Genomic DNA, 14,196 nt, shown 5'->3' with positions numbered 1-14,196 from the left:
CGGTCGTGTAATCGGTGTCGATGTCGCCCGTCGTGATGATCGGGTCGCGGAGCGGGGCGCCGTTTTCGTCGAGGTAGTTGGCGGTGACGGTGCCCTGTTCGACGGGGGCTTCCTGCCAGATCGCGTACAGCCGAAGATTGCCGGCGGGGATTGAGATTGCGCCGGCCGGATAGCCTGTTCCGCTGCCGTCTTTCTCGGTATTCCACTCAACGAACGTCTTGCCCTCGGGAGGGGTCGTCGGTTCCGGTTCTGTGACCTGTTCGGAACCGATCGCGCCAACCGTCCAGACCATTGCGGTCTCGTGGACTTGCACAATCCGCTCGCCGTCGAAGTCGAAATCCTCGTAGTCTTTCCAGTCTCCGCCATTCGGGTCGTATCGGATGAAGGCCTGCTGCAGCGAACCAGCGTCAGCCGGCTTGTCGACCGGAAGCTTGCGCTGATCCGAGTCGATTGTCGAGGAGTCGTCTCCGATGTTGTCGGCCACGCCGGTGAGGAAGCCTTCGTCTCCCGGATGGAAGACGAAGGTGCCCGGCTGTTGCAGGGGCCCAGTTCGGGCGTCGCCCGCGAAGACCAGGCTATTGTTCCCGGCCGGTACCGCAGTATCGCTGCCCAGCACGGCTTCACGGTTGATGACGTTGAGGTCGATCGCCTTGCCGTTGTCGACACCGACGTTGATGTCGTAGACCGATGCTGCGAACGTCATCACGCCGTTGTCAGTGTCATCCTCGGGGTTCGCCTCGCGCGGGCCATAGCTCTGCTCGGCGTCGTCGAGGGTGAGAACCGGTGCGCCAGGGGACGCATCGACATCCCAGCTCCTGGTGGGGCTTGGCTGGAGGGTTTCGATACCGCCGCGCGCTGAGACCTGGCGGTACGAGCTGCTGGGGGTGGATGTGCCATCGTTCGACACCACATCGTTGCCCACGAAGAGGTTGCGGGAGAGATGGAGTGGTTGAGCCTTGAGGTGCTGCGTATCTCCAGTCGAGGAGACGGCGCCGCCCCGCTGGGGGCCAAACGAATTGCCCTTGAATGCCCGGTTGTTCACAAAAGTATTGTGGTTCAGCGTGAGTTCAGTGCCGAACGCCTCGATGGCGCCGCCACCGCTGGTGTCATCGAAGGACGTTTGCTTGCCCTCGGCCGAGTTATTGAAGAACGTACTGTTCGAGATCGTGGCTGACGAGCCATTGCCCGACTGAATGAGCATGGCCCCGCCCTCGTCGCCAGCGACGTTATTCGAGAACGTGGTTCCGCTGATGACCGTGACGCCGGACTGCGGGCCAGCGATCGGCATTTCGTTGACGGCGATCGCACCGCCATCGTTCAGCGTGTTGTTGTTCGCCGCAATGGGAACCGAGTTGCCATCAAAGATGCTGTCGCGGACGGTGAGCGAGCCCTCCATCTGATGGAATGCGATAGCGCCACCGCGGGTCAGCGAGACATTCCCGGTGAATACGGAATTCACGACGGTGAGATGTGTGTTGCGCTGCGGGCGCAGCGCGCCACCCGAGTAGCCGGGCTGCGTGCCCCAGTTCTTATGCAGCGTTGAGTTGGAGATCGTGGCGTTGATCCCGTTCGGGAGCTCGATAGCGGCTCCGGCCGCTGCCCGGTTGCCCATGAAGCTCGAATTGTCTACGTTGAGCGTGGCGACACCGCCGAGGGCGAGGCCGGCCGAGCCGTCGATGCCGGAGAACGTCGATTGGCTCACGGTCACAGTGTCAACCTCGCGAATGCCGACACCGCCGCCACTGGTGCCGCCTGCTTGGCCGGTCGGATCTGCCGGATTGTGGCCTTCAAAGATGAGGCCTGAGATGGTGACCGTCTGGGACCTATTGCCGACGAGATCGAGGTGGCGGCCGGAAACGCCGGCCTCCTTCGCAATGACCGTGCCGGGGCCAGAGAGGGTCAGATTGACCCCCACGGGCAGCGTGATGGTCGGCGTGGCACCGACCGGAGCAAAGCTCGGGTCGAGCGTGATCGTCGAGTCACCTGCTGGCAACGCCTCAATTGTCGACTTCAGCTCGGCAGCGTTTGCGACGGTCGCCTCAGCGGCGAGTGCGGGCGTGCTCACGCCCAGCATTCCAGCCACGAGTACCAGGCTTAATCCGCCTCCGAATAGTCTCCGCGATGTCGTTGACAGCACTGCGATTCCCCGCCCCCTGTGGCGTTCAGTGGCCCGCCCTTTCGGCAGGCCCTCAGCTTCGGCGCAGCGGTGGTGACCCGAGTGGTCTACTTTTTGCGTCGATGAATACCACGTCAAGTGTTACTCTGGTGGGGTGTGCGCGGCCCGTCAAGTTCTTGGTGGAGATTAGCTCGAAAAAACCGTAATTTGCGACGTGTGTCTATTTCATATGTGCAAGCGGTGCAGTTTCATATGGTGAGGTGTGGCTTTCGGGTGGGTGCTATCTGAGCGAGCGCAGCGCGCGGGCAACGATCCGCTCGGTGGCCGCGGCGGGGCTCTCGGTAAGCCAGCGCGCGCAGAGCTCCCGCGCCCAGTCCGGGGCGGTCTTGGAAGCGTCGTTGATCCAGTTCGCGACCGAATCCTGGACGTAACGCTCGGGGTCAGCGCGGAGTGGCTCAAGCAGCGGCTCGCCGAGACTCGGCTGCTCCTTGAGCGCCTTGATGTGGCTTGCCCAGACCCCGCGCGGCCGCAGCGACTCACTCGCGAAGCGTCGGACGCTGGGGGAGCTGTCCTGTGTCCACGGTTCGAGCAGTGCGACTGACCCCGCGAGGTCCTGGACGAGTCGCGGCCTGAGTGCCATCCACACCCACTCGCGCACTGTGAAGTGCTCGTCGTCGGCGCGCGGTCGGCACTCCGCAAGCAGCGCGGCCGGGTCGAGCGCCTCATTCGCGGCGGTTGCGAAGCACCACCAGCCGCGCACCGTGTCCGAGGGGTGTTCGGCGAGGAGGGCGAGCTCAGTGGGTGCAAGGTGTTGCTGCAGCGCGGAGCCGATCGCCGCCATGCGCTTCAGGATGCCGAGCTCCTGCGCCGCGCCGACCTCCGCGATGAGCTCGGCGCTCGCGCCTGGGCACGCGGCCGCGAGCAGCACGCAGTGATCGATGACGAGTGCCTCGGTGAGGGTCTTCGCCTGGGCTCTGCCCGCGTTGAGGTCGGCGAGATGCTCGGCGCTGACGTCGCTCATCTTGCTGGCGCCCGGGCTAGGCATTGCTGCTCTCGCTGGTGGCGCTGCTCTCGCTGGTGGCGCTGCTCTCGCTGGTGGCGCTGCTCTCGCCCGTCACGCGCCGCTGGATCGCGGCGAGCGCTGAGCTCGCCCCGACGAGCGCCTCGGGGGAGACGCCGCCCGCGATGTGTCGCAGCCAGTCGCCATACACCGGGCGGAGCTGCTCGAGGGCGTCCTCGCCGGCTTGGGTGAGGGTGACGGTCGTGGATCGGCGGTCGCCGGGGGTGCCGGCCCGCTCGATGAGGCCTTGCCGGTCGAGGCCGTCGAGGAGCCCTGTAACGGCTGCGCGGGTCACGCTGAGTTGGGCGGCGATGGCGGCGGGCGTTGCGGACCCTGCTTCTGCGCGGGCGACGGCGAGGAGCACGCTCAGCCGCCCCTCCGTGAGGTCGAACTTGGCGAGTTCCGCCTGGCAGGCGCGGTCGATGAGGTTGGCCGTGCGCAGTACCGCCATGACGAGGTCGGTTGCCTCGCTGTCGAGCTCAGCGTGGCCGAGGAGTAGCTCGTGCTTGTGGTCCATTAACGATTTCATTAAGGGCCATACTATCAGCGGCCTGACTAGTCCGTGATGTGTGCCTGCGGCGCGCGCCGTGCGACGAACTCGAGCACCATCGATGCAACCGGCTCCGGGCTCTTGATGATGGCCTCGTGGCCGCGATCCGGAATCTCCTGGTACTCAGAATCAGGGAGCGCTTCGGCGACCTCCTGCACCCAGTCGCGCGGGCAGACGTGGTCGGTTTCGCCGCGCATGACCAGCGTGGGAGTGGCGATCTCAGGGCAGATGTCTTCGATGCGGTGGCCGAGCATGAGCCGCAGCTTGTTCACGAACCACAGCGGACTCGTCTTCGTGTACTCGACGACGCCCTCGACGAGGACCTTGGGGGACTCACCGTACAGATCCTGCACCATCCGCGCAGCCTGTTTCGTCGCGCTGCGCTCGTGCCGGTTGATCGTCGGCGCGATGAGCACGAGCGTGTCGATGGCCTGCGGGTGTCGGTGCGCGAGCTCTGCGACGATCTGCGTGCCCATTGAGTGCCCGACGAGAGTGACCTGGCCGGTGGCCTCGTCGTCGATGAAGTGCTTGATGAGGTCAGCGCTCTCCTCGATTGTCGCGGCTGTTCCCGGTTCGGGGGAGTCGCCGAAGCCCGGGAGATCGGGGACGAGCACACGACCCTGGATCGTGAGCACCTGTGCGACCTCTTCGAACGTGATCCGCCCCATACCGATTCCGTGAATGAGCACGAATGTGCGAGTGGCGGGCCCGGCGAACTCGGAGAACTTCATCGTGTAGTCGCCGCGCTCGTATGTTCGGTCTGCGTGTTCCATACTCAGTACCGTATCTCTCAGCCCTGGGGATCGCGAGGAACTCCTCCGCCGTGCCGCTACGTGCCCGCCGTGCCGCTCCGCAGCCGCCGTGCCGCTTACGGGGCGACAGCCGTCACGAGGTGTGCGTTGCGGGCGCGGATCAGCCGGCGCAGGTACGGCACGAGCACGAGTCGCTCTGCAAGCCTGCCGAACACGGGTGACGCGACGGTGATCCTGTCGGTCATGCGCGTTTCGCCGCCGTGTCGTTCGAAGGTGTGCTCGTGCCGAAATAGCTTGAAGGGCCCGTGCTGCTGCTCGTCGACGAAGCGGTGAGGCCGATCCAGCGCGGTGATTCGCACCGTCATCGTGAACCAACACCCGAAGTGCCTCGCGCGCCACGTCACGATGTCGCCAAGGTCCATGGTTCCCTCGGTGACTCCGGCGATCGCGCGCTCCCCAGAGTGAGCGAGCGAGGCCACATGCTCATCGACGCTCAGTGACGCGTCGAAGAGTGCTTCGGCAGGCGCTGTGGTGCGTGTCACCACTTCGAAGGAGCTCGTCATGGAGACAGTCTCCCATTCGAGAGAGCTGGCGTCTCGCCACAGTATCTCTCGCAGGTGGAACGCGGGGTGAGGAATCCGCCGATCGAGATGATCGCTGCGGTCGCGGTGAAGACTCGATCGTGATCTGTGTCCCGCTTGAGCTTCCTGGCGAGCTGCCCCAAGCACCGTGATCGTAGGTTTTCGAGGTCAATGCGGATCCGTACTGCATCGCCGGGACCAATCCACCAGTCAAGTGGATCCGCAGCAAGATGCCCGCCGGGAGATTTGCTGCGGCGAACTCGAAGAGCTGCGGCGCGAGGGCACAGTCGCGCGGCGACGCGCAGGCGCGCCTATGCTGGAGGTATGGGGGAATACGTACCGACAAGCATGTTCTGGATCTCGCTCTCGCTCGTGAACGCGGGGCTCGCGGAGCACAAGAACCGGTCTCGACTTGCCTGGTTTTTCCTCAGTCTGCTGCTCGGTCCGGTTGCAACTCTGTACATCGTCGCGACGGCGGCACCCGCGGTGGCCGTGCCCGGCGCAGCGGCACCGGGTGCCGGGTCACCAAGCGCAGCGGCACCGGGTGCGCCAGCACCAGGCACGATCGTGCCCGGCACCGGCACCGGCACCGGCACCGGCCCAGCGCAGTAGCCCAAGCGGGCGTTCCTGCTCGCTTCCTGCCAGCGCGCCCGGGCCTAGCTCCTTCGCCTGCTCACCATGACTGCTCCGAGCCCCAGCAGGAGCACGGCGACTCCGCCAGCCAGAAGCCAGCTTTGGCCGCCGGTGACGCCGAGCTGCTCTGTCGCCGAGAAATGGTTGCGCACCTGCACTCGGGTGGGCACCGCCTCGCCGTCGGTTCCGGGCCCGACCAGGGAGACGAGCGCCGTGTCCGCGGCCGGATCCTCGTCGGGAGCATCCGCAGTGAGCGAGGTGATCTCGGCGAACTCCGCTCCGCCGAGGTCTGGTTCGCCTACCGCACAGCTTGAACCGCTGGGCAGCCCGGTGATCGCGTGCGGCTCGCCGGGTGCGACGGCGAAGCTCCCGGCGAAGTCGGTGACGGTCTTCGGTGTGCCGCCGATTGTGAGTTCGCGCGTGCACGTGGCGTCAATGGTGAAGGTCGCCGGCACGCGCTGTTCGGTTGCGCCCGGGCCGGTGATCTCCTTCGACAGCTCGAGCACAGCCGGCTCGAAGGTGTTGACCATCTCGACGATGACCTCGTCGTCAGGCAGCACCGTGGCTGTCCGGTCCGGGGCGGGCACATCGGCTCCGCCAGTGACTGTCTCGCTCACAGTGCATGAGGCGCCGGCGGGGATACCAGGTACCGGGAGCAGTGTCTCTGTCTCTCCTGCCGCAAAGGTGTGACGCAGCGTGCCGCGATCCCCGAGGTCGAGGGGGTAGCCCCCGAGCGAGCAGTTGACGAGGAACTCGACGTCGCCGACGGCGAGCCCCGCACCGGGAAGCTCGACGCGCTTGAGCACGCTGAGCACCCCGCCTGCTTCGAACGCGTTCACGAACACGACCTCGTGCGTGCCCGGATCGACGGGCTCAAGCGTGAGGCTGCGCCCCTCATCAAGCGGCACCGCCGAGCCGCCGAGCGTGGCACTGACCGCGCTTGCTCCGCGGTGATCCGTCTCGGCTACGCGGCAGACAGCGCCCACGGGGAGGCCGTCGATCGTGTTCGAGCCACCGGCCGTGACCTTCATCGGCCCGAGGTTGCGTTCGGTGCCGCCGAACGAACAGCTCACGTCGACGGTGAACTCCGCGTCCGCGGGGATCATCTCGCTCGCCGAACCTTCGATCTCCACCCCGATCTCCAGTGTCGCCTCGGCGAATGAATTGGTGACGGTGAGCACGTTGTTCGCCGCATCGCCGTCCAAGACGATCGGCTCAGCAGGCTCCGTGGTGAAGGAGAAGCCAGTAACCCCGTCCGAGACGGTTCCGTACTGGCCGCTCGCTGTCGGACTGCTCGGGGTGTAGTGCTCATCGACAACCTCGCAGATGCCGCCGCGTGGGAGACCCGAAACGGTGAGCTCCTTCGGGTACGGCCCAGCGACTGAGTCATCGAAGCGGGCAGTGGTGAGCACGGGCTCGCTCGCGCCGGGACTCAAGCACGACACCGTGAGCGCGAACTCTTTCGCGTCGAGGTGCCAGCTTGTCACTGGAGCATCCTCGAGCGCCAGTGCGATCGTCATCGAGGTGTCCTGGGTGCGCGCGCCTGATCGCGGTGACTCGGATGCGGGCAGCCAGAGGCTCGTTGCGTGCGCCCGAGCCGAGACCGCCGCTGTGTTCCACGCGAGTTCGGCGGTGTCGTCGGTTGCTGGCACAGCCATGTCAAACTCGACGATGACGTACTCGCCGCCGGCGAGCTTCGCGTCGGGATTGAAGACGATGTCGCCTCCGAAGGCCTGGCTCTCCGTGCTTGGGTCAGCAGACCATGCAGCGGAGGATGCGGCGCACTCGAGTGTGTCCTTGCCTGACTCGGCGTCAGGCGAGAGCGAGCACGGCTTCGCCGTAGGCGAGTAACGGAACCCTGCCTGGCTCACCTCACCGTCCCCGCGCGCCCCGAGATCAGTCGCCTCGTCGCCGACGAGGAGACGAACCGAGTCAGGCAGAAGACTCGGCGTCCACTCTGAACCGCGGGCGGAGTCGAGCACGGTGCCCTTATCGTTGAGCTTCGGAAGCTCGTCGACGAAGCGCATCTCTGAGAGATCCATATTGCCCGAGTTGATGAGCTTCAGCCGGTACTTGAGTGTTCCGCCTGAGGTGGTCTCAGCAATGCAGGGGTTGCGTACCCAGGTCCCGTCGGCCCAGTCCGCGATGGTCGTGGCGTCGCAGGCTTCGCGTATGAGCGTTGAGGAGCCGCCGACCGACGCGTCGATGTAGGACTCGGCGCGCACGGAGTCGTTGCGCAGCGACGACACATATGCCTGCGCAGTACAGGCCGACGCGGAGCCCGTCTCTGATGCGCATACTGATGGCACGGTGACGCCCTCAATGCCGTTGCCGACAAGCCGAGCGAGGTTTGTGGCCGTCGACCCGGCGGGGAAACCGTCACTGAGCTGCAGCGGCACGCGAATGACGACGTGCTCACCTGGCTTGAGGTAATCCGTGACCCGCCAGTCCCACCGCAGCGTTGTGGCGGGCGACTCTGACGACACCGCGAACTCTGGTTTGGCCAGCCGCTCGGGCGCGAAGAGCACCTTCCATTCGCTCTGTGCGTTCACAGCGTTATAGCGGAGTCCGCCGGGCAGCGTGTCGATTGCCGAGAGATCGTAGAGATTACTCGTTGCGTTCGTGTTGTTTCTCAGCACGACGTAGAAGTTCACCCACGAGCCTGGGTTGCCCTGCACGCTCGTCGGCGGAAGCGGCTTCGACGGGTCGAAATTCGCTGTGAACTTGCCGGTGAACGGCCGCGGTGCGCCCGCGAGGATCGTGCGGGTGGCCGCCGCATCGTTGTACGGCTCGAGCTCCGTTCCTGGAGTGCCGACGTGCGCGGTTCCCGCAGCGTCCATGCTCACGACCCAGCCCTCGCCTGCGGCGGGACCTGCGCCCTCCGGGACGACCCGCGCTGGTGCGATCTCGCTCGGGTCTGAGCGGAGCGTCTCGCGGAGCTTCGTCCCGAGCACGAGCGACCCGACTGCCCCTTTCTGAATTCGCTTGCGGTCGACCTCGTTCGATTCGAACTGAACGCGTACGCCGGTGACAGCACCCCACGATTTCGGGCCGGGGCCCGATGACGGGAGGGAAACTCCGCCGGCATTTGTGAGGGGAATCGCGTTCGTCCAGACCCCGTCGGTGCCCACTGCCCAGACGCTGGCGCTTGCGGCACCGACTGGGAATACGAGACTCGCCTTGACGATGTCGAAGGAGTCGAGCGCTGAGCCCGCCGGGAACTCGTAGTCGCCTGGCGTGCTTTGTGGCCAGTGTGCGCGATCGAGCAGCGCCTTGTCAGTCGCGAGCCAGAGCCCTGACACTGGGATGTTGCTTGTATTCGTGTTGGAAATCGTCCAGGTAGTGTCGGCCTGTGCCGCAGGCGTTCTGATGTCTCGGTAGAGGGTTGGACCGCTGGCACCGACCCCGACGCTGACACTGCGTTTCGCGACGTCGATGAGCACCGTGCCGCTCTCTGCCGCGCCGGCGGCGGGATCGAAGCCGGCGAGCGTGGCGGAGAAATCTGCGTCGAGCGTGGCGAACTGGTCGACGACCTCGGGCACGTCCTGCAGAGCGCCGTCAATGCTCGCCCCGGGGCTCAGCGTCTTCGGGTCGCCGGCAACAAACTCGTAGCTGTAACCGTCGCGTACGTAGTCGAGGAGATCTGCTTGGAAGGCGAGGCGGCCCGTATTGGCGGCGTTTGGCCGTGTGATGCCGACGAACTTGCCCGCTTCCGACCAAGTCGCCGTGACACCGACGACATCTCCCCACTCGGATTTGGGCGGGTTCAGGTCTGCGATCGCTGCCCCCACGGGTGCGGCAACCTCGATCGACGTGCCATCGGCAAGGATGTAGGTGATGGAGCCCGCCACACGGCGCTCAGTGTTCGGCTCGTCCTTCAACGCCTCGTTGCGAACCGGCCAGGTCATCTCCGTGATCCCAGCGAACTCGGTGATTGCAAACGGGTTGCGCCCTGATTCTGGCGCTCCGGCCACCCCAACCGACAGGCTCTCGACGCCCACCGCGATGCTGCCGGTGAGTGACCACTGGTCTTCGGGCTCGGGGTCATTCGGTTCACCCGAGACACCTACGGCTGTGCGGTTCTCCGCGTTCATCACGATCTTCGAGGGGGTCTGATGCTTCGCAACCAGGTAGCGGTCTGCCGACACGTTAGCGTCGGACCAGGTGGTCTCGGCGTGCGCGAACAGGGCGGTCGCGGCGAACACCCGGAATTTGAGTGAACTCGTGATCGGGGGGAGCCACTCGCCGGGGTCTGCGCCCTCAAGCGACGTGATGCTTGCCATATTGAGATAGACCTCGCCGCTCGGCGCACCGGTGATCGCCGTCGCCGGGCTACTCAGCAGGTGCGAGCGCAGCGTGGTATCGATGACCAGCGAGAACGCGCCGAAGCGCTGCAGCTTCTCCGCGGTGTCTGCTCTGGTGACCTCGAACTGCACGCCGGCGACCTTCGCCATGTCGCCGTCTGCCCACTCGGCCGACCAGTTCACGTCTCGAGGCGTCCGCTGGAACTCGAGATAGGCCTCGCTCTGCGAGTCCTCGATCTCCTCGCTGGTGAGGTCGCGGCTTTCCAGTGCGATACTCGCCTCGACCTCGCCCACGGGCCCGATTGGGGTTCCGGTGCGGTCGAGGAAGGAGATCTTCATCGTCTGGTCGGGCCCGACCCGCGCTTCGCGCACGCCTGCGAGCTTGAACACGTCGAACGACTGCCCGCTCGTCATCGTGCTGCCCGAGACCAGCCCGTCGGCGACGCGCGTCGCCGTGGATCCTTCGCTTGCCGGGACGCCGGAGAGCAGGAAGGAGGTGGGCGACTCTTCGCCCTGCACACCGTAGCCCTTCGCGCCCTTTGCGAAGTGCTTGTAGACCGACGCGCGGAGCAGATCAACGAGGTACATTGAGTCGCCCCCGACAGCGGTGACGGTGTTCTTGCCGGTGACGAGCTCTGCGGTGTTCACGAGAGTGTAGAGCCCGGGAGTTGCCTCTTGGGAGAGGTTCTCGGGTGAGACAATCGTGCCGTCTGAGACTCGAGCGTGGCGAAACTTCACCGTTGTCCCCTCAGCACTCACGCAGCTGACGTCGACGGGGAACCTGCCCGAGGCGTCCGTTGGCGTGATCGAGAGCTTCACGCCGACGACGAGTTCGAGGTCAGTGCTCGCGTCGAGCGGCAACAGCGTGACGGTGGTGGGGTCGGTGAGCGAGTCGAGCACCCACACCTCCTGTTGCGTCGAGCTCCCGACGATTTCATCGTCGGGAGTCGTGCACACTGCGTCGGCGGGGGAGAGCGCCGTGAACTTGATTGCATCGAACGGGCCTGAGCCGAGTCGCGAGATCTCTGGGGCGGTCTGGGGGTCTGAAATGCTGAGTTCGCGTGCGCCGGGCTGCTCGGTCGCGCCCTCTGTCGCGGTTGTCGCGGCGACAAACCGGAGGGCGTGATCGGCGAACGCCTGATCGCTGCCTTCAGGAAGGCTGGGGTCGAAGTGGTCGCCGGTCTTTGCTACTCCCGTGAGCGGGTATACGGCCTCGTCAGTGCCGTCGCCGAAGCGCTTCGAGAGCGTGGCTTTGAACTGGGGCTTGACGATCTTCAGGGTCGCCTGAGTTGTGTCCTGTCTGAGGATGCTGCCGCTCGCTCCGGTCGCGATCACCCGGCCGATGACGCCCACGGTGGTGTCTCCTGGGTTGCTCGCGGGTGGCGAGATCGCTGCGCCTGAGGTGAGCTGGGTGTCACGCAAGACGCTGTGCAGAATGAGCTGCGCCGCGCAGAGATCAGCACTGTCGCACTTGCCGTCGATGACCTGACCCTCTGCCGCGGTAAAGACGACGGCGACGCCGGTGATTTGCCCAAGCTCATGATCCGGTCCGTCCGCGTCTGGGCCGGGCACGGCGTCTCCCGGGGAGAACTGGTGGGGCTCGCCCGGTGTGAGCGGACTCTTGTAGCTGTACTGGATGGTCGCAGTGGTCGCGCCTGCCGGGAACTTCACGTCGGGGACGCTTGTGAGCTCTTGGAACTCGAAGTACTTGGCGTTGAGGTGGGGCAGCGAGATCGCCAGATCGCGAAGCACTGACGCGCCAGAGTTCCAGACCTTGGCGGTAACGGTGGAGGCCTCGCCCGACTCGTAGACGCTCGTGGCGTCTCCGGAAGCCGTCGTCCAAGCCATACTATGGTCGATTTCGGGGAGGAGGGCGCGAACCTCGATGTTCGCGCGGACCGGCTTTGAGTGGGTCGCAGCCTCGCCCGGTGCCGCGTCGGAGACGGTGTTTGTGACCGTCGCGGTTGCGCGAACTTGACGTGAGGCGAACGCAGGATCAATGATCCTCCCACCACTTCGCTGCGTATCGCGCAGCGTGTATGCTGCGGTCGCCGTCACTGTACGGGCCGCCTCATCCGCCGATTCCAGGGAGGGGAGGCCAAACACCGTGATCTCATAGTCAACCGCGGAGTCGGGTGCGGTGACAGTGGTGTTGGGGGCGTCGAGCGTGCGAATATCGGTCGAGCCGTCGGCGAGGGTGAATGTTATCCGGGCACCGTGAGGGTTCTGGTTGAGCGCAAGGCCTGTGAGGTCAAAGGCCTCCGCCACGGGCAGGGTTGCGCCTGGGATGGCCTCGCTGCCAGGGAGCCGGAAGGTGAGGGAGCTCGGTGCGTTCGCTGCGGCGACGCCCGTGAGCGTCATTGAGGTGCTTGCCTGGGTGCCGTCTTGGAGAGCCGAATCAGCCCAGCTTGCGGACTCGCTGCCGACTCCTGGGTGCTCGTACGCTCGGAGAGTGACCGTGGCGTCTCGTTCGAGCTGTGTTTCGTCCCCGGCTCGCAGGATGCTCGTTGCGAGCTGACTGCTGCCGTTGTTGCTCGCGTCGACCATAGGGCTCACTCTGACCGGCAGGAACACTACGGCGGTCCCGCCGAGCGGATCCCAACTCACGCTGAGCGTGCCACCCGGGGCGTTCGGTTCTTGCGAGGCGGGAACGAAGTCGTACGTGGCCCCCGCGGGGGCGTTGAAGCCGCCGGCGACGAACTCGACGAGGTCGGGGAAGGTGACCTCGAGCGTGGCGGGGCCACACCCGTTTGGGTCGGGGCAGCCTACGCTCGCGGTGTAGGTGAAGTCTTTGCCGCTCTCAACCTCGGTGACCGGAGCCCCCGAGGCCAAGTCCACCGCGGAGAGCGTCAGCGTCACTGGGGGACCGTCCGCGAGCGCTGGCGTCGCGGTCATCCCACCGAGCCCAATGCCGAGGGCAGTAACAAGCGTGACAGCCAGTGCTGCTCGAAGTCTCTTGAAGCCTAATCGTGCCACGAATATTCCCACCCTCATCGGTACAGAGCAGTCCGCAAGGTGCCGGACCGGCCGCGGTGCGTCGCGCTGTGCAAGGCGACACGCCGCTGCTAGTGGAATTTAGCAGCAAAAAGTCGATCTGGATATGGTGGCCGCTGATTCGTTGTAGAGCATTGGCGTTTAAAAACTGTTTGACATGCGAATATTTGCAGCCACAAAGGGGGAACGCTGTTATCTGCCAATTATTTACATTGGCTTATCTAGGACTTTTCTTTGCCCAGGAGTCGTGGCTCACACGAGCGAATCGACCACACCGAAGAAGCGGCTGCCGACGCCGTAGGTGAACTCGCGTGAGGTGCCTGCCTCGGCGGCGGGCAGCTCGCTCGCGTCGTGGTCGTCGCAGGCGAGCAGGGTGAACTCGGGCCACCACTTCTTCGGGCGAGTGACCTCCTCGACGCCGCACAGCACACACGTGAGCGTCGCCCAGACGGGCTTCTTGCCGGTGCGGTTCGCGCGCGACTGCAGCAGCCAAGCGGGTGGGTTCGACTCGAGTTCGGCAAGCTCCGTGCGACTGATCTGGGAGGGGATCCCGTGGCGCTTCGCCATCTCAAGTGGAATATCGAGCTGGATCGAAGCTTCAAAGCGGGTAGGCATCACACCAGCGTACGCGGTTTCGGGTGGCGGCACGTGGAAGGCCCCTTGCCACGATGCAGATCTCGGCTTACTCGCGCACGGACTCCTCCCACGCGAGCGGTGCTCGAGCCACCACGGGTTCCATGCAGCCCGTGGTGCCCGGATCTACCTGGGTGTAGTTCAAGTGGAGCACGAGCTCGTAGAGCTCGTAGCCTTCCGCATCGAACGGGAGCTTGGCGCTCGCCGATCCCGCAGCGTCTGGAACAATTTCGCCGCCGCCCGAGCGGAGCGCCGCATCGAAGCACTCGTCGTCCCCGCGGGGATAGAGCGAACCGCCGACACTCACGCGGTCGTAGGGGAGCGTGAAATCGAAGAACTCGACTGTGGCGACGGGTGACGCCGCCCCCTCCCCGTCCAGCTGCGTAGCTGGGATGAGCACCTCCGCCTCAAACCTGGCGGAGACGTCCCCCGAGGGCGAAGCAATCACGCCGGAAGCGGTGCGGTGCTGCGGCGCTGAACGGCGCGCTTCATCACTTGCGGGCGCGGAAGCGCAGCCCGCGAGCAGGATCACGGCGGCTACAGGGCCAAGAACCAGTCCTGCTCGCATGCCCA

At 65.5% G+C, this 14,196-nt stretch carries 9 protein-coding genes and 1 pseudogene; 2 read left to right on the top strand and 8 right to left on the bottom strand.

What is annotated here, in order from left to right; genetic code table 11:
* The 5 genes from ACI1US_RS09665 to ACI1US_RS09645 form a co-directional block, all read right to left on the bottom strand.
* Nucleotides 1-2,065: MucBP domain-containing protein (locus ACI1US_RS09665; RefSeq protein ID WP_461640018.1), on the bottom strand; the 2,065-nt coding region annotated here is incomplete at its 3' end.
* A gap of 331 nt (nucleotides 2,066-2,396) precedes the next feature.
* Nucleotides 2,397-3,137 (bottom strand): DNA alkylation repair protein, encoded by a 741-nt coding sequence (locus ACI1US_RS09660; RefSeq protein ID WP_461640016.1) that lies wholly within the window; start codon nucleotides 3,135-3,137, stop codon nucleotides 2,397-2,399.
* 16 nt (nucleotides 3,138-3,153) lie between these two features.
* A complete protein-coding gene (locus ACI1US_RS09655; protein WP_461640014.1) occupies nucleotides 3,154-3,693 on the bottom strand; it encodes a MarR family winged helix-turn-helix transcriptional regulator in 540 nt (179 codons plus the stop codon).
* 38 nt (nucleotides 3,694-3,731) lie between these two features.
* Nucleotides 3,732-4,499 (bottom strand): alpha/beta fold hydrolase, encoded by a 768-nt coding sequence (locus ACI1US_RS09650; protein ID WP_461640012.1) that lies wholly within the window; start codon nucleotides 4,497-4,499, stop codon nucleotides 3,732-3,734.
* Between the two features lie 95 nt (nucleotides 4,500-4,594).
* On the bottom strand, nucleotides 4,595-5,041 hold the full coding sequence (locus tag ACI1US_RS09645; protein WP_461640010.1) for an SRPBCC family protein: 447 nt from the start codon (nucleotides 5,039-5,041) through the stop codon (nucleotides 4,595-4,597).
* A gap of 30 nt (nucleotides 5,042-5,071) precedes the next feature.
* On the opposite strand from ACI1US_RS09645, the pseudogene ACI1US_RS09640 reads away from it, so the two are divergent.
* Together ACI1US_RS09640 and ACI1US_RS09635 are read left to right on the top strand one after the other, a co-directional pair.
* Nucleotides 5,072-5,164 (top strand): annotated as a pseudogene (locus ACI1US_RS09640) (helix-turn-helix domain-containing protein); the annotation flags it as partial.
* A 219-nt stretch (nucleotides 5,165-5,383) separates the two neighbouring features.
* On the top strand, nucleotides 5,384-5,671 hold the full coding sequence (locus ACI1US_RS09635; RefSeq protein WP_461640008.1) for a hypothetical protein: 288 nt from the start codon (nucleotides 5,384-5,386) through the stop codon (nucleotides 5,669-5,671).
* Nucleotides 5,672-5,715: 44 nt separating this feature from the next.
* Here ACI1US_RS09635 and ACI1US_RS09630 read toward each other — a convergent pair whose 3' ends face one another.
* The 3 genes from ACI1US_RS09630 to ACI1US_RS09620 form a co-directional block, all read right to left on the bottom strand.
* Nucleotides 5,716-12,891 carry a DUF5979 domain-containing protein gene (locus ACI1US_RS09630; RefSeq protein WP_461640006.1) on the bottom strand — a complete coding sequence of 2,392 codons (7,176 nt, stop codon included), beginning with the start codon at nucleotides 12,889-12,891 and terminating at the stop codon, nucleotides 5,716-5,718.
* A gap of 351 nt (nucleotides 12,892-13,242) precedes the next feature.
* Nucleotides 13,243-13,605 carry a hypothetical protein gene (locus ACI1US_RS09625; RefSeq protein WP_461640004.1) on the bottom strand — a complete coding sequence of 121 codons (363 nt, stop codon included), beginning with the start codon at nucleotides 13,603-13,605 and terminating at the stop codon, nucleotides 13,243-13,245.
* A 67-nt stretch (nucleotides 13,606-13,672) separates the two neighbouring features.
* Complete coding sequence (locus ACI1US_RS09620) at nucleotides 13,673-14,191, bottom strand: hypothetical protein (protein WP_461640002.1); 519 nt, start codon at nucleotides 14,189-14,191, stop codon at nucleotides 13,673-13,675.
* Between the last annotated feature and the right edge of the window lie 5 nt (nucleotides 14,192-14,196).

This window comes from Leucobacter sp. BZR 635 (genome assembly GCF_048061935.2).
In the GTDB taxonomy this organism is placed as follows: domain Bacteria; phylum Actinomycetota; class Actinomycetes; order Actinomycetales; family Microbacteriaceae; genus Leucobacter.
Note: the sequence above shows the minus strand (reverse complement) of the source record. Positions and strands in the feature narration are given on the sequence as shown.